Source organism: Mycobacterium sp. (assembly GCF_019247615.1).
Classification (GTDB): Bacteria; Actinomycetota; Actinomycetes; order Mycobacteriales; family Mycobacteriaceae; genus Mycobacterium.
In genome coordinates, this window is record NZ_JAFBAT010000028.1 from 12,390 (window position 1) to 31,046 (window position 18,657).

Sequence of the window (18,657 nt, forward strand, 5' to 3'; positions counted from 1 at the left end):
CCGCACGTCGCCGGCGCCCGCATTGCGGCGGGATAACCTGGGACCGCCACTCCTCGAGGAAGGACCAGCGATCCGGTGTCAGGTCGAGCGAGAACCGCGCGCGCCGACGTCGTGCTGGTGGGCGCGGGGATCATGAGCGCGACGCTGGGTGCGCTGCTGCGGCGGCTCGAGCCGAACTGGTCGATCACGCTGATCGAGCGGCTGGATGCCGTCGCCGCCGAGAGCAGCGGTCCGTGGAACAACGCCGGCACGGGGCATTCGGCGCTGTGCGAGCTGAACTACACCCCGGAGAGGCCCGATGGCTCGATCGACATCACCAAGGCGGTGCGCATCAACGAGCAGTTCCAGGTGACCCGACAGTTCTGGGCGTACGCCGTCGAGAACGGCATCATCGCCGACCGCGGCTTCCTCAACCAGGTGCCGCACGCGAGCTTCGTGCACGGCGCGCGGCGCGTCGATTATCTACGGCGGCGACGGCAGGCGCTGGCCGGTAACCCGCTGTTCGCGCGGACCGAATTGATCGACGACCCGCAGGAGTTCGCCCGCCGGCTGCCGCTGATGGCCGCCAAACGGGACTTCTCCGAGCCGACCGCGCTCAACTGGGCCCCCGACGGCACCGACGTCGACTTCGGCTCGCTATCGCGGCAACTCGTCGGCTATTGCGTGCGAAACGGCGCCACCGCGCTGTTCGGTCACGAGGTTCGAAACCTGACCCGCCGCTCCGACGGCACCTGGACGCTGTCGATCGCCAATCGCCGCACCGGCGAAAAGCATTGTCTGAACGCGAAATTCGTCTTTGTCGGGGCGGGCGGTGAGGCGTTGCCGCTGCTGCAGAAGTCGGGCATCGGCGAGGTCAAGGGGTTCGCCGGCTTCCCGATCGGCGGCCGCTTCCTGCGGGCCGACAAGCCCGCGCTCACCGCCGCGCACCGGGCCAAGGTGTACGGCGTTCCCGCGCCCGGAGCCCCGCCGCTCGGGGCGCTGCACCTGGACCTCCGGTTCGTCAACGGAAAGTCGTGGCTGGTGTTCGGGCCGTTCGCCGGGTGGTCACCGAAGTTCTTGAAGCACGGCCACTTCACCGACCTGCCGCGCTCCATCAGGCCGGACAACCTGCCGTCGATGATCGGTGCGGGCGTCAGCCAGCTGACGCTGGTGAAGTACCTGATCGCCCAACTGCGGCTCTCCGAACCCGAACGGGTGCAGGCGTTGCGCGAGTTCGCGCCCGGCGCAAAGGATTCGGATTGGAAGCTGACGGTAGCCGGTCAGCGTGTGCAGGTGATCCGGCGGGACAGGCGCAGGGGTGGGGCGCTCGACTTCGACACCACCGTGTTGGGCGCGGCCGACGGCAGCATCGCGGGACTCCTGGGCGGCTCCCCCGGGGCGTCCACCGCGGTGCCGGCCATGCTCGAGGTGCTGCGGCGCTGCTTCGCCGACCGCTATCCGTCCTGGCTGCCGGCGCTCAAGGAGATGGTGCCGTCACTGGGCGTCGAGCTTTCCTGCGAGCCCGCACTGTTCGACGAGGTGTGGTCATGGGGCACCAAGGCGCTGCGGCTGGAATCGGAGGTGCGTTCATGAGCGAGGCCCTGCGGCGAGTGTGGTCGAAAGACCTTGACGCGCCGACCCTGTACGAACTGCTCAAGTTGCGGGTGGAGGTTTTCGTGGTCGAGCAGGCTTGCCCGTATCCCGAGCTGGACGGCCGTGACCTGCTCGCTGAAACCCGGCATTTCTGGCTGGAAACCCCGGACGGCGAGGTGATCTGCACCCTGCGGTTGATGGAGGAGCACGCCGGCGGCGAGAAGGCTTTCCGGATCGGCCGGTTGTGCACCAAACGCAGTGCGCGCGGGCATGGCCACACCACCCGACTGCTGCGGGCCGCGCTGGCGGAGGTGGGCGACTACCCGTGCCGGATCGATGCGCAAACCTATCTGGCCGACATGTACGCCCAGCACGGGTTCGTCCGTGACGGCGAGGACTTCATCGACGACGGCATTCCGCACGTGCCCATGCTTCGGCCCTCCCGCCCACCTCCGCACCCGGGCACACCGGGGGAGCAGCCGTGAAGCCCTATCCGTTCAGCGCCATCGTCGGCCACGATCAACTGCGGCTGGCGCTGCTGCTGTGTGCCGTGCGACCGGAGATCGGCGGTGCGCTCATCCGCGGCGAAAAGGGCACCGCCAAGTCGACGGCGGTGCGCGGGCTGGCGGCGCTGCTGTCCGCCGCTACCGGCGCTGGTCCGGGGACCGGTCTCGTCGAAATGCCGCTGGGCGCAACGGAAGACCGGGTGATCGGCTCACTGGACCTGCAGCGTGTGCTGCGCGACGGCGAGCACGCCTTCTCGCCGGGGCTGCTGGCCCGCGCACACGGTGGCGTGCTGTACGTCGACGAGGTTAACCTGCTGCACGACCATCTGGTCGACCTGTTGCTCGACGCCGCGGCGATGGGGCGGGTGCACATCGAGCGCGACGGCATCTCCCATTCGCACGAGGCCCGGTTCGTCTTGATCGGCACCATGAATCCCGAGGAGGGCGAACTGCGTCCGCAGCTGCTGGACCGGTTCGGTTTGACGGTCGACGTGCACGCGTCCCGCGATGTCGACGTGCGGGCGCAGGTGATCCGCCAGCGAATGGCATACGAGGCCGATCCGGATGGGTTCGCCGACCGCTATGCCGACGAGGACGCGGAGCTTGCCCGCCGGATCGCCGCGGCGCGCGCGATGGTCGACGAGGTGGTGTTGCCGGACAACGAATTACGGCGCATCGCGGCGCTGTGCGCGGCGTTCGACGTCGACGGCATGCGGGCCGACCTGGTGGTGGCCCGCACCGCCGTCGCGCACGCCGCCTGGCGCGGCGCCACCACCGTGGCGGAACAGGACATCCGGGTGGCCGCCGAGCTGGCGCTGCCACACCGCCGCCGCCGGGACCCGTTCGACGATCCCGGCATCGATCGCGATCAGCTGGACCAGGCCCTGGCGCGGGCCGACGCCGATGGCGAGCCGGAGCCGGATCCTGACCCACCCGGCGGCGGCCAGCCAGCGAATGACCCAGCGCCGCAACCCGATAGCCGTCCGACCCCGCCGTCGACGAGGCCGAGCGCACCGCCGTCGCAAACGTTTCGCACCCGGGCGCTGACCGTTCCGGGGGTCGGCGAGGGGGCGCCCGGACGACGTTCGCGGGCCCGCAACGCCTCCGGTCGGATCGTGGCGGCGGCCGACCTCGACGACACGAGTTCCGGCGCTCGCGGGCTGCACCTGTTCGCCACCCTGTTGTCCGCCGCCGCGCACGCCGGCGCCGGGCCGCTGCGCCCCGGCCCGGACGACGTGCGGCGGGCGGTTCGCGAAGGGCGCGAAGGCAATCTGGTGATCTTCGTCGTCGATGCGTCGGGTTCGATGGCGGCCCGCGATCGCCTGGCCGCGGTCGGCGGCGCGACCCTGTCGCTGCTGCGCGACGCCTACCAGCGCCGTGACAAGGTCGCGGTGATCACCTTCCGCGGCGGGGACGCGAGGCTGTTGCTCCCGCCCACGTCGTCGGCGCACATCGCCGGGCGGCGACTCGCCCGGTTCGACACGGGCGGAAAGACGCCGCTGGCCGCGGGTCTGCTGGCGGCCCGCGAGCTGATCGTCCGGGAAAGGGCACGAGACGCCGCGCGGCGTCCGCTGCTGGTGGTGCTCACCGACGGCCGGGCGACCGGCGGCCCGGACCCGTTGGGCCGCAGCCGAACCGCGGCGCAGCGCCTGCTCGCCGAGGGCGCCGCGGCGGTGGTCGTGGACTGCGAGACCGGGTATGTGCGCCTGGGCCTGGCCCGCCAACTCGCCCGCCAGCTCGGTGCGCCGGCCGTCCGGCTCGAGCAGTTGCATGCCGACCAGCTGACCCGCGCAGTGCGCAGCGTGGCCTGAGCGGGGAACGTCCGTGCCACAGGGAAAACCGCTGCAGGTACCAGACGACGGCCTGACCACGCGGGCCCGGCGCAACACGCCGCTGCTGGCGGTGCATACCGGCGACGGCAAGGGGAAGTCGACGGCGGCGTTCGGAATGGCGTTGCGCGCCTGGAACGCCGGCCTCGACGTGGCGGTGTTTCAATTCGTCAAGAGCGCCAAGTGGAAAGTGGGCGAGGAGGCGGCCTTCGCCCGACTCGGCGACCTGCACGCCCGGGACGGAGTCGGCGGGGCGGTCGAATGGCACAAGATGGGTGCCGGTTGGTCCTGGATCCGGAAGGCGCGCAACGAGGGCGGCGAACTCGACCACGCCGCGGCCGCCGCCGACGGTTGGGGCGAGATCGCACGCCGCCTGGCCGCGCAACGCCACGACTTCTACGTGCTCGACGAATTCACCTACCCGCTCACGTGGGGCTGGGTGGACGTCGACGACGTGGTGGAGGTCCTGTTGGCCAGGCCCGGTCACCAGCACGTGGTGATCACCGGGCGCGATGCCCCACCCGGTTTGGTGGCGGTCGCCGATCTGGTCACCGTGATGACCAAGGTCAAGCACCCGATGGACGCGGGGCGCAAGGGGCAGAAGGGCATCGAGTGGTGACGGCGGTGCCTGCGGTGGTTGTCGCCGCGCCCGCTTCGGGAAGCGGAAAAACCACCGTTGCAACGGGTTTGATCGGCGCTTTGCGGCGCGCCGGCCACCGGGTCGCGCCGTTCAAGGTGGGCCCCGACTTCATCGACCCCGGCTACCACGCCCTGGCCGCGGGGCGGCCGGGCCGCAACCTCGATCCGGTGTTGGTGGGGGAAGGGCAGATCGGCCCCCTGTACGCCCATGGCGCCGCCGGCGCGGACATCTCCGTCATCGAAGGCGTGCTCGGCCTCTTCGACGGGCGCATCGGACCCCCGGAAACTCGAGCGGACGGCCCGGCGGACGGTTCCACCGCGCACGTCGCGGGCCTGCTCGGCGCCCCGGTGATCCTCGTGGTCGATGCGCGCGGCCAGAGTCACAGCATTGCCGCACTGCTGCACGGCTTTTCGACGTTCGACACCGCGACCCGGATCCGCGGGGTGATCCTCAATCGGGTCGGGTCGGCCCGACATGAACAAGTGTTGCGGCAGGCGTGCGCACACACCGGCGTCCCGGTGCTGGGCGCGATTCCCCGCACCGCCGAACTCGAGCTGCCCGCAAGGCATCTCGGACTCGTCACCGCGCTCGAATACGGTCGGCGCGCTGACGCCGCGGTCGAGGCGATGGCCGCCCTGGTCGGACGTCACGTCGATCTGGCCGCGGTGGTGGCCGCCGCCGGTTGCCGGTTCTCCGGTCCCGCATGGGACCCGGTCGTGGCGGTGGGCGGGGAATACAGCGGGAGCGCCACCGTGGCGATGGCGGCCGGAAAGGCGTTCACCTTCGCCTACGCCGAATATGGCGAGCTGTTGCGCGCCGCCGGAGCCGACGTGGTCGAGTTCGACCCGCTGGTCGACCCCTTGCCCGACGGCACGGACGCGGTGGTGCTGCCCGGCGGCTTCCCCGAACAGTTCACCGCGGAGCTGTCCGCCAACGACGTCGTCCGCAGCCAGATCCACGCGCTGGCCGCCGCCGGCGCGCCGGTGCACGCCGAATGCGCCGGACTCATCTATCTCCTCGCCGAGCTCGACGGTCACCCGATGTGCGCGGCGCTCGCCGGATCGGCACGGTTCACCCCGCGCCTCGCGTTGGCATATCGCGAGGCGGTCGCCGTCACCGATTCACCGCTGTATCCGGTCGGTCGGCGGGTGGCCGGGCACGAATTCCACCGAACCGCCGTCACTTTCGCGCGCAGTTACCCGCCCGCCTGGACATACCGGGACGACGGCGCCGCCCCGGTGCGGGAAGGTGTCGTGCACGCCGGCGTCCACGCGTCCTACCTGCATACCCATCCGGCCGCGGCCCCGGACGCGGTGGCGCGCTTCGTCGCGCACGCCGCCGCCCGGGTTCGCTAGCCGCAGCTTCTAGGCTTGGCGGGTGACCGAAAGCCCCTACCTGGCCGGATTACGGCTGGCCGGCAAGAAGGTCGTCGTGGTCGGTGGCGGCACGGTCGCCCAGCGCCGGCTGCCGCTGCTGATCGCCAGCGGCGCACACGTGCATGTCGTCTCGCGCAGCGCCACCCGGGCGGTCGAGGCGATGAACGGAATCACCCTGTCCCGGCGCGAGTACCGGTACGGCGACCTCGAAGGAGCCTGGTATGCGATCGCGGCCACCGACGACGCGCACGTGAACGCGGCGGTGGTCGCCGAGGCCGAACGCCGCCGAATCTTCTGCGTCCGAGCCGACATCGCCGCCGAGGGGACCGCGGTGACGCCGGCGTCCTTCACCTACGCCGGACTGTCGGTCGGGGTCCTGGCCGGCGGCGAGCACCGCCGGTCGGCCGCGATCCGGTCGGCGATCCGTGAGGCGCTGCAGCGGGGCCTGATCACCCCGGAAGGTTTCGAAGGCTCCGAGAGCTCCGACGTGGCGCGCGGCGGGGTGGCGCTCGTCGGCGGCGGTCCCGGCGACCCGGAGCTGATCACCGTCCGCGGCCGTCGCCTGCTGGCCCGCGCCGACGTGGTGGTCGCGGACCGGCTCGCGCCGCCCGAACTGCTCGCCGAGCTGGCGCCGCACGTCGAGGTCATCGATGCCGCCAAGATCCCGTACGGGCGGGCCATGGCCCAGGACGCCATCAACGACGTGATGATCGACCGGGCCCGCTCCGGAAGCTTCGTGGTCCGCCTCAAGGGCGGGGACCCCTTCGTGTTCGCGCGCGGCTACGAGGAAGTGCTGGCATGTGCCGACGCGGGAATCCCGGTAACGGTGGTGCCGGGTGTGACAAGCGCCATAGGTGTCCCGGCGTTGGCGGGCGTTCCGGTCACGCATCGGGCGATCAACCACGAATTTGTGGTGGTCAGCGGCCATGTTGCCCCCGGCCACCCCGAATCGTTAGTGAATTGGGACGCATTGGCTGCAATGACGGGCACCATCGTTTTGCTGATGGCCGTCGAACGCATCGAGCTGTTCGTCGCCGCGCTGCTAAAAGGTGGCCGACCTGCGGATACTCCGGTCCTGGTGGTGCAGCACGGAACGACGGCGGCGCAACACACGGTGCGGGCCACGCTTGCCGACACGCCGGAAAAGATCCGTGGGGAGGGGATCCGACCTCCCGCGATCGTTGTGATCGGCGCCGTTGTAGGGCTGAGCGACGTTGGGCGTTTAAACGATTCTTAAGATTACTGTAAGGTAACCCATTATGACGGCTCTCAACGACACCGAGCGCGCGGCCCAAAACTGGACTTCCGCGCGTCCCGATCGTCCGACCCCGGCGCCCCCGATGCGCGCTGCGGAGACCGCCTCTTCCCGTATCAGCAGGTATTACCCCGCGTGGCTGCCGTCTCGTCGGTTCATCGCGGCCGTCATCGCAATCGGTGGCATGCAGCTGCTGGCGACCATGGACAGCACGGTCGCCATTGTCGCGCTTCCTAAGATCCAGAACGACCTGAGCCTCTCGGACGCCGGTCGCAGCTGGGTCATCACCGCATACGTGCTCACGTTCGGTGGGCTAATGCTGCTGGGCGGCCGCCTCGGCGACACCATCGGGCGCAAGCGGACCTTCATCGTCGGTGTCGCCCTGTTCACCATCTCCTCGGTGCTGTGCGCCGTCGCCTGGGACGAGGCGACCATGGTCGTCGCCCGGCTGTTGCAGGGCATCGGGTCGGCCATCGCCTCGCCGACCGGCCTGGCGCTGGTCGCGACGACCTTCCCCAAAGGCCCCGCGCGCAATGCCGCGACCGCCGTCTTCGCCGCGATGACCGCGATCGGCTCGGTGATGGGGCTGGTCGTCGGTGGGGCGCTGACCGAGGTGTCCTGGCGGTGGGCGTTCCTGGTGAACGTGCCGATCGGGCTGGTGATGATCTACCTGGCCCGCACCTCGCTGCGCGAGACCAACCGCGAGCGGATGAAGCTCGACGCCACCGGGGCAATGCTGGCCACGCTCGCGTGCACCGCGGCGGTTTTCGCCTTCTCCATGGGCCCGGAGAAGGGCTGGATCTCGGTCACCACCATCGGCTCGGCCGTCGTGGCGCTGGCCGCCGCTCTGGGGTTCGTCGTGGTCGAGCGGACCGCCGAGAACCCCGTCGTGCCGTTCCGCCTGTTCCGCGACCGCAACCGGCTGGTGACGTTCACCGCGATCTTCCTGGCCGGCGGACTCATGTTCAGCCTGACCGTCTGCATTGGCCTGTACGTGCAGGACATCTTGGGTTACAGCGCGCTGCGCGCCGGGGTCGGGTTTATCCCGTTCGTCATCGCCATGGGAATCGGCCTCGGCGTGTCCTCCCAGCTGGTGTCGCGGTTCTCGCCGCGGGTGCTGACGATCGGTGGCGGGCTGCTGCTGTTCTGGGCGATGATCTACGGCTCCTTTTTCATGCACCGGGGCGTGTCCTACTTCCCGAACTTGGTGGCGCCCATCGTGGTCGGCGGGATCGGCATCGGCATGGCCGTCGTCCCGCTCACTCTGTCGGCCATCGCGGGGGTTGGTTTCGACCAAATCGGCCCGGTCTCGGCGATCGCCCTGATGGCGCAGAGCCTGGGCGGCCCGCTGGTGCTGGCCGTGATCCAGGCGGTCATCACGTCGCGCACGCTGTATATGGGCGGAACCACCGGACCGGTGAAGTTCATGAACGAGATCCAGTTGCATGCCCTGGACAAGGGCTACACCTACGGGCTTCTGTGGGTCGCGGGAGTGGCCGTCATCGTCGGCGGTGCAGCGCTGTTCATCCGGTACACCCCGGAACAGGTCGCGCACGCCCAGGAAGTCAAGGACGCGATCGACTCCGGCGAGCTCTAGCTCGACCGGTTCGACTAGCTCTTCAGAGGCCAGACCAGCTGTCGCAGGTATCCGGCGGGTTCATCGGCGTCGATGCCGTACTGCGCGGGCCATCGGTGCGCGGGCAGGTAGAGGGTGCCGAACAGCGCGTCGACGGCCGGGAACTCCCCGGCGTAGTTCGAGTTGTAGGCGTCCGGTTCGCGGGCGTGATGCCAGTGGTGGAACTCTGGGGTGGCGATAACCCACCGCAGCGGCCCGAACGTGAGCCTCACGTTGGCGTGCACGAAAATCGCCTGTAGCGTCAGCACGACGACGAAGGCGCCCAAGCTCATTCGATCGAATCCGAGCGCATACAGCGGCAGCACCGCCGACGAGCGGATGAAGACCTGGTCGACGGGATGCACGTGGCTGGCGGCGAGCCAGTCCAACTCACGAACGCTGTGGTGCACGCGGTGGAACCGCCACAACAGCGGAACCTCATGCGCGGCACGGTGTCCCGCGTAGCCGCCGACCGTGGCGATCGCCAGCGCGGCGACGATTTGCGCCCATTGCGGACTCGCGGCGATCGCGCCGCGGAAGGGTGCGGGCACAAACGCTCGCAAGACGGTGCCCACCATCACCACCGCGATGACGATTCCGACCTTGAGTGCGGCCCCGTTGATCAGGTAGTGCACCAGATCGGTGCGCCATCCCGCGCGCAGGATCCGCCGCGGGCGGAGCGCGAACAGCCGCTCGAGCGGAATGAAGATGACCGCCAAAACGACCATCCCGAACACGATGCCGCCGCGGATGCTCAGCGCGCCCACCACCACCACCGATGTGAGCAGCACCAAGACGAAGCCGCCACAGCCGCCAAAGCCCCCAGAGGCCGCCCCGCCCTCCTGAGCGGGCCGAACGAGCTCGTCCGGCAAGCCGGCGGGCCGCGGCGACCGTGGCGACCCGGCCGACCGGGCCGCCGAACGAGCCGGCCCTGCGAGCCGGCCCCAGCCCGCGAGCACGCCGCCGGCAATGACGACTCCCGCCAGTCCGGCTGCCGGACGTTGGGTCGCCAGCCCGATCGCGGCGATCAACAGCGCCGACTGCACGCCCAGCCCGGGAACGCTCAATCTGCGATCGCCCCGCAGCAGCCGTATCGCGTGCCAGCCGACCGACGCCACCGCTGCGAGCAGGGCCAGCGTCAACAGGCCGGCGCCGGGCCCGAGATGCGCTCGCCCCAGTTTCGCGACAACCGTTGCGGCCCAGATGATCCCGATCAGTTCAACCGCGTACAACACGGTCAGGGTCGCAACGAGCGGACCGCTTCGGTATCCGCAGCCGCCCCCCTTCAGGGTTGCGCTCATGCGCGGCAACATATCGCGCGCGGCTGAGGAGAACCTGAGCCAAGCGGCTCCGATGCGGCGGCTGAGCGCAAAACCCGTCAATGCCCGCCCGGTCCGTTCCCATTAGGCTGGCCCGCTGTGATTACCCGGATGTCCGAGCTGTTCCTACGCACGCTGCGAGAAGATCCCGCCGACGCCGAAGTGCCCAGCCACAAACTGCTGATCCGGGCCGGCTACATCCGGGCGATAGCACCCGGGCTCTACAGCTGGCTCCCGCTGGGATTGCGGGTGCTGCGCAAAATCGAGCGAGTCGTCCGCGACGAGATGAACGCGATCGGCGGGCAGGAGATCCTCTTCCCCGCCCTGCTGCCGCGCGCACCGTACGAAACGACCAACCGCTGGACCGAATACGGCGACGGGGTATTTCGGCTGCAGGACCGCCGCGGAAACGACTATCTGCTGGGCCCGACCCACGAGGAGTTGTTCGCCCTGACGGTCAAGGGGGAATACAGCTCCTACAAAGACTTTCCGCTGCTGCTGTACCAAATCCAGAACAAGTACCGCGACGAGGCGCGGCCGCGGGCCGGGATCCTGCGTGTCCGGGAATTCCTGATGAAGGACTCGTACTCCTTCGACATCGACGACGCCGGGCTCAAGGCGGCCTACCACGCCCACCGCGAGGCCTACCAGCGCATCTTCGAACGGCTCAAGGTGCGCTATGTCATCGTTTCCGCGGTGTCGGGAGCGATGGGCGGCAGCGCCTCCGAGGAGTTTCTCGCCGAGAGCCCGATCGGTGAGGACACCTTCGTGCGCTGCCTGGAGTCGGGGTACGCGGCAAACGTCGAGGCGGTCGTCACGGCCCGGCCGGAGGCACTGCCCGCGGAGGTCGTTGCCGCGCTGCCGGACGCGGTGGTCCACGACACCGGCGACACCCCGACGATCGCCACCCTGGTGGACTGGGCCAACCGGGCCGGACTGGGCCGCACCGTCACCGCCGCCGATACGTTGAAAAACGTCCTGCTCAAGGTTCGTCGCCCCGGCGAGGAGTGGGAGTTGCTGGCCATCGGGCTGCCGGGCGACCGTGAGGTCGACGACAAGAGACTGGGCGCCGCGCTGGAACCGGCCGAGTACGCGTTTCTCGATGATGCCGACTTCGCCAGGTATCCGTTTCTGGTGAAGGGCTACATCGGCCCGAAGGCCTTGCGCGCCAACGGTGTCCGCTATCTCGTCGACCCCCGGGTGGTCGACGGCACCAGCTGGATCACCGGCGCGGACGCGCCCGGCCGCCACGTGGTCGGACTGGTGGCCGGCCGCGATTTCACCGCGGACGGCACCATCGAGGCCGCCGAGGTGCGCGACGGCGATCCCTCACCCGACGGCGCCGGCCCGCTGGTCTCGGCGCGTGGCATCGAGATCGGCCACATCTTCCAGCTCGGCCGCAAATACACCGACGCGTTCACCGTCGACGTGCTCGGCGAGGACGGCAAGCCGGTGCGGCTGACCATGGGCTCCTACGGCCTCGGCGTTTCCCGGATGGTGGCCGTCATCGCCGAGCAGCACCACGACGGGCTGGGCCTGCGCTGGCCGCCGGCGGTGGCGCCGTTCGACGTCCACCTGGTGATCGCCAACAAGGACGACCGGGCCCGCGCCGGCGGCACGGACCTGGCCGCCGACCTGGATCGGCTGGGTGTCGACGTGCTGCTCGACGACCGCCACGCCTCGCCCGGCGTGAAGTTCAAGGATGCCGAGTTGCTCGGTGTGCCGTGGATCGTCGTGGTGGGGCGAGGTTGGGCCGACGGGGTTGTCGAGCTGCGCGACCGTTTCAGCGGACAGACGCGGGAACTGGCCGCGGGAGATTCGCTGGCCACCGACGTCGCGGCGGTCGTGACGGGCTGAGGGGGCGGCTACTCGTTGCCGCCGGGGAAACTGGTCGTGATGGGCCAGGCCCCCAGCACGCGGTTCCATCGGGCGGCCATCACGGCGCTCTGGGTCAGGGCCGTCGAGGCGAATGCCCGGTCGTCGGCCGTGTCGGCGTGCTCGATGACGGCGCGCCAAGCCGTCGCGCCGTCGTTCTCCATCCGCACCGCCAGCCTCGCCGCATCCGCGGCGCTGGCCACCAGCAGGGGCAACTGGTAACCGGGGGCGGCGACGGGGACGTTGACCTTGCGGGCGGCCAACATCGCGATCACATCGTCGCGACGCTGGCGGTGCTGGGTCAGCGCCTCCACCACCATGTCGTTGACGCTGGGCGGCGAGAGCGCGGACACGATGCCGTACCCGTAGATGGTCGAGTGTTCGATCGCCAGCGCGTCGCAGAGCGCCGCGTTGTCGGCATCCTTGCCGGAGGTCATATCGACGGCCCACCCGGCACCAGCGCGATCTGGTAAGACGCCGTGCAGGAGGCGGCGATGGACGCGAGCAGCCCCGCCCGGTAGCCGGACTCGGAGGCAACCAGCCGGCTGGCGCTCTCGGCGGAGGCGCGCAGCGCATCGATGACGTCGGATACGGGCGGCGGCGGCGGTGGCGGGCCGGCGGGTGAGGCCGGGCCGGGGCTGGTGGTCTCGCTCGATGACGGTGCGAGCTTGCCGGCCGCGCGGGTGATTTCCGTGGACAGGGCGCGGGCATGGGCGGCGCGCTGGGTGGCGACCACCGTCAGGGCGGCGGCGATCTGGGGCGGGTGGCCGATGTCGGCGGCCGCGGCGCCCGCCAGCGCGCTGTCCTTCCTGGCCTGGTCCAGGGGCCCCAGCAGCGTCTCGACGGGGGGCGGCTTGGGCGGGGAGTTGCCGCAGGCGGACGCGAGCACCCCGAGCACAGCGAGAGCAGCGCCGCCGGCGAGCACACCCCGCCTGCTGGTGACGGGTACTGCGCTGGACACAGCAACATCCTGCCATTGGCGCCGCACCGGCCCGGTGCGAGGACCTTGACCGAGACGCGCGATCTGGCCGCCATCAGCGATTTCTGGCGTATCGTTGATAGCTGGCTCTCGCGGAACGAAAGCGGGTGCGTTCCGCCGGGGCACGCAAGCCGCCCGGAAGTCGATCGGGTGGTGACGCCCGCCTGATGACCGGACAACTCAAGATGAGGAGCTCGCCGTGACCCCCGGGCTACCTTCGCAGACGCAGGTGATCGAGCTACTCGGCGGTGAGTTCGCGCGCGCCGGTTATGAAATCGAGGAAGTGGTCGTCGACACGCGGGCGCGCCCGCCCCGGATCACGGTGATCGCCGACGGCGACGACCCGCTCGACCTCGACACCATCGCCACGCTGTCACGTTCGGCTTCGGCGTTGCTGGACGGCTCACGAATTTTTGACGGCATCCGCGACCGGTATGTGCTCGAGGTCAGCTCACCGGGCGTGGACCGGCCGCTGACCACCGAGAAACACTTTCGCCGCGCCCGCGGCCGCAAGGTCGAACTCGCGTTGGCGGGCGGCTCACAGCTGATCGGCCGCCTGGGTGAGACGCGCGATGGCGCGGCCGCGCTGGTGGTCCGCGACGGCCGGGATTGGGCGGTGCGGCATATCCCGCTCACCGAAATCGCGAAAGCCGTTGTGCAGGTGGAGTTTTCGCCGCCTAGCGAGATTGAGCTGGAATTGGCGGCCGGGGCGATCACACCCCCACTCGCTTGCGGCGGAGAGGAGCGGCGCTCATGAACATCGACATGGCCGCGCTGCATGCCATCGAGGTGGATCGCGGCATCTCGGTCAACGAACTGCTCGAGACCATCAAATCCGCGCTGCTCACCGCTTACCGGCACACCCGGGGTCACCAGATGGACGCCCGCATCGAGATCGACCGCAAGACCGGCGTCGTGCGGGTGATCGCCCGGGAGGTAGACGAGGACGGCAACCTCATCAGCGAATATGACGACACTCCGGAGGGTTTCGGTCGCATTGCCGCGACGACCGCACGCCAGGTGATGCTGCAGCGATTCCGGGACGCCGAAAATGAGCGGACCTACGGCGAGTTCTCCACCCGCGAGGGGGAGATCGTCGCGGGGGTGATTCAGCGGGACAGCCGGGCCAACGCCCGCGGTCTGGTCGTCGTTCGGATGGGCTCCGAGACCAAGGCATCCGAGGGAGTGATCCCGGCGGCCGAACAGGTCCCCGGCGAGAGCTACGAGCACGGCAACCGGCTCCGCTGCTATGTGGTCGGTGTGACGCGCGGGTCCCGTGAGCCCGTGATCACCCTGTCCCGCACCCATCCCAACCTGGTCCGCAAGCTGTTCTCGCTGGAGGTGCCCGAGATCGCCGAAGGATCGGTCGAGATCGTCGCCGTCGCCCGCGAAGCCGGCCACCGCTCCAAGATCGCGGTGAAGTCGAACGTTCCGGGCCTCAACGCCAAGGGCGCCTGCATCGGCCCGATGGGCCAGCGGGTCCGCAACGTCATGAGCGAGCTGTCCGGGGAGAAGATCGACATCATCGACTATGACGAGGACCCGGCCCGCTTCGTTGCCAACGCGCTGTCGCCCGCCAAGGTGGTCTCCGTGTCGGTGATCGACCAGACCGCCCGGGCCGCCCGCGTGGTGGTGCCCGACTTCCAGCTGTCGCTGGCCATCGGCAAGGAGGGCCAAAACGCCCGGCTGGCCGCCCGGCTCACCGGCTGGCGCATCGACATCCGCGGGGATTCGCCGGGTGAGGGCGCTCATCCGCGGGCTCACACGGGCAGCGAACCGGCAACCGAATCCGCGACCCGCGCCAAGCACGGAGTGGCGCACGACCACTAGCGCGGCGTGGCATTCGGGTGGTTCGGACCTCGGATCAAGGGACGCTAGACTGAGCCGTGATCCAGCGCGAACTTTCGGTGCCCGGAACCAGCCGGGCGCACAGACGCACGGGTGGACCCGTGCGGACGTGCGTGGGTTGCCGAAAGCGAGAGTTGGCCGTCGAACTGCTTCGAGTGGTGGCTGTGCCCCGCGGGAACGGCGAATACGCCGTGATCGTTGACACGGGGCGTAGCCTGCCGGGGCGGGGTGCGTGGCTGCATCCCACACCGGCGTGCGCACAACAGGCGATTCGGCGGCGGGCTTTCACCAAAGCGCTGCGCATCGCCGGTTCACCGGACACATCCGCGGTGGTCGAGGGCATAGAGAGTTATGTTCGCCCGATCATCGCGGCAACAGAACAGGTAGCAAAGAACATGAGCACACCGTGAAGCCCCGATGACAATGCTTCATAGCTAAACCCGAGGCGCGCGGCCCACTGCTGTCGCCTCATAGACAGGAGATGTAGTGGCAGGTAAGGCCCGCGTGCACGAGTTGGCCAAGGAACTCGGTGTCACCAGCAAGGAAGTTCTCGCCCGGCTGAACGAACAGGGCGAATTCGTGAAATCCGCTTCGTCGACCGTTGAGGCGCCGGTCGCCCGCCGCCTGCGGGAGTCCTTCGGCGGCAGCAAGCCGGCCCCCGAAAAGGCAGCTGCCACGGCGGCCGCGAAGGTGCCCGACAGATCGCTCGATCACGCCCTCGACAAGGCGATCAGCAAGCCGATTGGCAATGGCGAGGCGATGGCCGCGCCTCCCCGGCCCGCCGCGGGCGGCGTGGCGGCCGCCGCGCAGGGGCCCCCGGCCGCGACCGCAGACGCGCCCGCGGCGCCCGCCCCCGCTCGGCCCACGGCGCCGTCCCCGGGGCAACCGAAGCCGCCCGTCCCGGGGCAGCCGACCGGCCACCCGGCCCCTCATCCCGGTATGACGCCGGGTCCGCGTCCCGGTCCCATCCCGAAGCCGGGAGTCCGCACGCCGCGTGTAGGCAACAACCCGTTCTCGTCGGCGCAGCCCGTCGACCGGCCGATTCCGCGTCCGATGGCGCCCCGCCCCGGGGCGGCCAGGCCGGGCGCGCCGCGCCCCGGCGCTTCGCCGGGCAGCATGCCCCCGCGCCCCGGCGGGGCCGGTGGGCAGGCCCGTCCTGCGCGTCCGGGCGCACCTCGCCCCGGCGGTGGGCGGCCGGGTGGGCCCGGCGGCCGTTCCGACTCGGGTGGCGGTAACTACCGCGGCGGTGTCGGTGCCGCGCCCGGCGGCGCTCCGGGAGGTTTCCGGGGCCGGCCCGGGGGCGGAGGAGGCGGCGGGGGCCGTCCCGGTCAGCGCGGCGGCGCCGCCGGCGCGTTCGGCCGTCCCGGCGGCGCGCCGCGGCGCGGCCGCAAGTCCAAGCGGCAGAAGCGCCAGGAATACGACTCGATGCAGGCGCCGGTCGTCGGCGGCGTGCGGTTGCCCCACGGCAACGGCGAGACGATCAGGTTGGCCCGCGGCGCCTCGCTGAGCGACTTCGCCGAAAAGATCGACGCGAACCCGGCGGCGCTGGTGCAGGCGCTGTTCAATCTCGGCGAGATGGTGACGGCCACGCAGTCCGTCGGCGACGAAACGCTCGAGCTGCTGGGCAGCGAGATGAACTACAACGTCCAGGTCGTCAGCCCCGAGGACGAGGACCGCGAGCTGCTGGAATCCTTCGACCTGTCCTACGGCGAAGACGAAGGCACCGAGGAAGATCTGCAGGTTCGCCCGCCGGTGGTGACCGTGATGGGTCACGTCGACCACGGCAAAACCCGACTGCTGGACACCATCCGTCAGGCCAACGTCCGTGAGGCCGAGGCGGGTGGCATCACCCAGCACATCGGCGCCTACCAGGTGTCGGTCGACCTGGACGGCACCGAGCGGCTGATCACCTTTATCGACACCCCGGGTCACGAGGCGTTCACCGCCATGCGTGCCCGCGGCGCCAAGGCGACCGACATCGCCATCCTGGTGGTCGCCGCCGACGACGGCGTGATGCCGCAGACGGTCGAGGCCATCAACCACGCGCAGGCCGCCGACGTGCCGATCGTGGTGGCGGTCAACAAGATCGACAAGGAAGGCGCCGACCCGGCGAAGATTCGCGGCCAGCTCACCGAATATGGTTTGGTGGCAGAGGATTTCGGCGGCGACACGATGTTCGTCGACATCTCGGCCAAGGTCGGGACCAACATCGAGCAGCTGCTGGAGGCGGTGTTGCTGACCGCCGACGCCGCGCTGGACCTGCGGGCCAACCCCGACATGGAGGCCCAGGGTGTGGCGATCGAGGCGCACCTGGACCGCGGCCGCGGCCCGGTGGCCACCGTGCTGGTGCAGCGCGGCACGCTGCACGTCGGCGACTCGGTGGTCGCCGGGGACGCCTACGGCCGGGTGCGCCGCATGGTCGACGAGCACGGCGAGGACGTCGAGGCGGCCCTGCCGTCGCGCCCCGTGCAGGTGATCGGCTTCACGTCGGTGCCTGGCGCCGGTGACAACTTCCTGGTTGTCGACGAGGACCGCATCGCCCGCCAGATCGCCGACCGGCGCAGCGCCCGCAAGCGCAACGCGCTGGCGGCGCGGTCGCGCAAGCGGATCAGCCTGGAGGACCTGGACTCGGCGCTGAAGGAAACCAGCCAGCTCAACCTGATCCTCAAGGGGGACAACGCCGGTACGGTCGAGGCGCTGGAAGAGGCCCTGATGGGTATCCAGGTCGACGACGAGGTGGCGCTGCGGGTCATCGACCGCGGTGTCGGTGGCGTCACCGAGACCAACGTCAACCTGGCGTCGGCCTCGGACGCGATCATCATCGGGTTCAACGTGCGCGCCGAGGGCAAGGCGACCGAGCTGGCCAACCGCGAGGGCGTCGAGATCCGTTACTACTCGGTCATCTACCAGGCGATCGACGAGATCGAAAAGGCTCTCCGCGGCATGCTCAAGCCGATCTACGAGGAGAACCAGCTCGGCCGCGCTGAGATCCGTGCGCTGTTCCGCTCGTCTAAGGTGGGCGTCATCGCCGGCTGCATGATCACCTCCGGTGTGGTGCGCCGCAACGCTAAGGCCCGGTTGCTGCGGGACAACATCGTGGTTGCCGACAATCTCACGGTGACCTCACTGCGACGGGAGAAGGACGACGTGACCGAGGTCCGCGAGGGCTTTGAATGCGGTATGACGCTGGGCTACTCCGACATCAAGGAAGGCGACGTCATCGAGTCCTACGAGCTGGTTCAGAAGGAGCGCGCCTGATGGGCGCTCGGCATGCCTGACCCCGCCCGCGCGCGCCGGTTGGCTAAACGGATCAACACCATCGTCGCCTCGGCGATCGAGTTCGACATCAAGGATCCCGGGCTGGACGGGGTGACCATTGTGGACACCAAGCTGACCGCCGACCTGCACGATGCGACTGTCTTCTACACGGTGATGGGGCGCACGCTCGACGACGAGCCCGACTATGCCGCCGCCGCATCCGCCCTGGAGCGCGCAAAAGGCGCGTTGCGCACCAAGGTCGGAGCCGGCACGGGCGTGCGCTTCACCCCGACGTTGACCTTCACCCGGGACACCACCTCCGACAGCGTGCAGCGGATGGACGAGCTGCTGGCCCGGGCTCGGGCCGCGGACGCGGACGTGGCGCGGGCGCGCTCGGGCGCCAAGCCGGCGGGGGAGGCCGATCCATATCGTGTCAGGGACACCGATGACGACGATCGATCCCAAGACTGAGCTCGTGGATCGCTCCCGGGTGGGGGCACCGGGGGCATCTGTGGACGCCCTCGCTGCCGTCGAGTTGCTGTCGCGGGCCGCGACGGTCGCGGTGGTCGCCCATGTCCATCCCGA

At 69.9% G+C, this 18,657-nt stretch carries 16 protein-coding genes and 1 pseudogene; 14 read left to right on the top strand and 3 right to left on the bottom strand.

The annotated features are described in order from the left end of the window. Positions 1-75 precede the first annotated feature (75 nt). From mqo to JO059_RS02005, 7 genes are read left to right on the top strand one after another with little or no spacing between them, the layout of a single operon-like run. Entirely contained in the window at positions 76-1,572 is a 1,497-nt protein-coding gene (gene mqo / locus JO059_RS01975) for a malate dehydrogenase (quinone) (RefSeq protein ID WP_293314349.1), read from the top strand. Next, positions 1,569-2,057 carry a GNAT family N-acetyltransferase gene (locus tag JO059_RS01980; protein ID WP_293314350.1) on the top strand — a complete coding sequence of 163 codons (489 nt, stop codon included), beginning with the start codon at positions 1,569-1,571 and terminating at the stop codon, positions 2,055-2,057. The genes mqo and JO059_RS01980 overlap by 4 nt, the downstream gene beginning before the upstream one ends. After that, on the top strand, positions 2,054-3,889 hold the full coding sequence (locus JO059_RS01985) for a magnesium chelatase subunit D family protein (RefSeq protein ID WP_293314352.1): 1,836 nt from the start codon (positions 2,054-2,056) through the stop codon (positions 3,887-3,889). The genes JO059_RS01980 and JO059_RS01985 overlap by 4 nt, the downstream gene beginning before the upstream one ends. A 13-nt stretch (positions 3,890-3,902) precedes the next feature. Next, the gene (cobO, locus tag JO059_RS01990) at positions 3,903-4,526 is read left to right on the top strand and encodes a cob(I)yrinic acid a,c-diamide adenosyltransferase (RefSeq protein WP_293314354.1); all 624 of its coding nucleotides are present in this window, start codon (positions 3,903-3,905) and stop codon (positions 4,524-4,526) included. Continuing rightward, positions 4,523-5,902, top strand: coding sequence for a cobyrinate a,c-diamide synthase (locus tag JO059_RS01995; RefSeq protein ID WP_293314356.1), 1,380 nt, complete (start codon positions 4,523-4,525; stop codon positions 5,900-5,902). The genes cobO and JO059_RS01995 overlap by 4 nt, the downstream gene beginning before the upstream one ends. Before the next feature lie 22 nt (positions 5,903-5,924). Beyond that, on the top strand, positions 5,925-7,160 hold the full coding sequence (gene cobA, locus JO059_RS02000) for a uroporphyrinogen-III C-methyltransferase (RefSeq protein ID WP_293314358.1): 1,236 nt from the start codon (positions 5,925-5,927) through the stop codon (positions 7,158-7,160). Positions 7,161-7,182: 22 nt separating this feature from the next. Beyond that, positions 7,183-8,775 carry an MFS transporter gene (locus JO059_RS02005; RefSeq protein ID WP_293314359.1) on the top strand — a complete coding sequence of 531 codons (1,593 nt, stop codon included), beginning with the start codon at positions 7,183-7,185 and terminating at the stop codon, positions 8,773-8,775. A 14-nt stretch (positions 8,776-8,789) separates the two neighbouring features. On the opposite strand, the gene JO059_RS02010 is transcribed toward JO059_RS02005, so the two are convergent. Next, a complete protein-coding gene (locus JO059_RS02010) occupies positions 8,790-10,094 on the bottom strand; it encodes a sterol desaturase family protein (RefSeq protein WP_293314361.1) in 1,305 nt (434 codons plus the stop codon). A gap of 117 nt (positions 10,095-10,211) precedes the next feature. Here JO059_RS02010 and JO059_RS02015 point away from each other — a divergent pair, with 117 nt between their 5' ends. Continuing rightward, positions 10,212-11,969: a proline--tRNA ligase gene (locus tag JO059_RS02015; RefSeq protein WP_293314363.1), complete on the top strand. Its 1,758-nt coding sequence runs from the start codon at positions 10,212-10,214 to the stop codon at positions 11,967-11,969. An 8-nt stretch (positions 11,970-11,977) separates the two neighbouring features. On the opposite strand, the gene JO059_RS02020 is transcribed toward JO059_RS02015, so the two are convergent. Beyond that, entirely contained in the window at positions 11,978-12,424 is a 447-nt protein-coding gene (locus JO059_RS02020) for a ferritin-like domain-containing protein (protein WP_293314365.1), read from the bottom strand. Next, the gene (locus JO059_RS02025) at positions 12,421-12,948 is read right to left on the bottom strand and encodes a hypothetical protein (protein WP_293314366.1); all 528 of its coding nucleotides are present in this window, start codon (positions 12,946-12,948) and stop codon (positions 12,421-12,423) included. The genes JO059_RS02020 and JO059_RS02025 overlap by 4 nt, the downstream gene beginning before the upstream one ends. Before the next feature lie 217 nt (positions 12,949-13,165). On the opposite strand from JO059_RS02025, the gene rimP reads away from it, so the two are divergent. From rimP to JO059_RS22885, 6 genes and pseudogenes are all read left to right on the top strand, one after another. Continuing rightward, a complete protein-coding gene (rimP, locus tag JO059_RS02030; protein ID WP_293314368.1) occupies positions 13,166-13,723 on the top strand; it encodes a ribosome maturation factor RimP in 558 nt (185 codons plus the stop codon). Continuing rightward, entirely contained in the window at positions 13,720-14,796 is a 1,077-nt protein-coding gene (nusA, locus tag JO059_RS02035; RefSeq protein ID WP_293314370.1) for a transcription termination factor NusA, read from the top strand. The genes rimP and nusA overlap by 4 nt, the downstream gene beginning before the upstream one ends. A 182-nt stretch (positions 14,797-14,978) precedes the next feature. Next, the gene (locus tag JO059_RS02040) at positions 14,979-15,224 is read left to right on the top strand and encodes a YlxR family protein (protein ID WP_293314371.1); all 246 of its coding nucleotides are present in this window, start codon (positions 14,979-14,981) and stop codon (positions 15,222-15,224) included. A 76-nt stretch (positions 15,225-15,300) separates the two neighbouring features. Further along, complete coding sequence (infB, locus tag JO059_RS02045; protein WP_293314373.1) at positions 15,301-18,072, top strand: translation initiation factor IF-2; 2,772 nt, start codon at positions 15,301-15,303, stop codon at positions 18,070-18,072. Positions 18,073-18,084: 12 nt separating this feature from the next. Further along, a complete protein-coding gene (gene rbfA, locus JO059_RS02050; protein ID WP_293314375.1) occupies positions 18,085-18,543 on the top strand; it encodes a 30S ribosome-binding factor RbfA in 459 nt (152 codons plus the stop codon). After that, a pseudogene (locus JO059_RS22885) lies at positions 18,518-18,657 on the top strand (bifunctional oligoribonuclease/PAP phosphatase NrnA); the annotation flags it as partial. The gene rbfA and the pseudogene JO059_RS22885, both read left to right, overlap by 26 nt.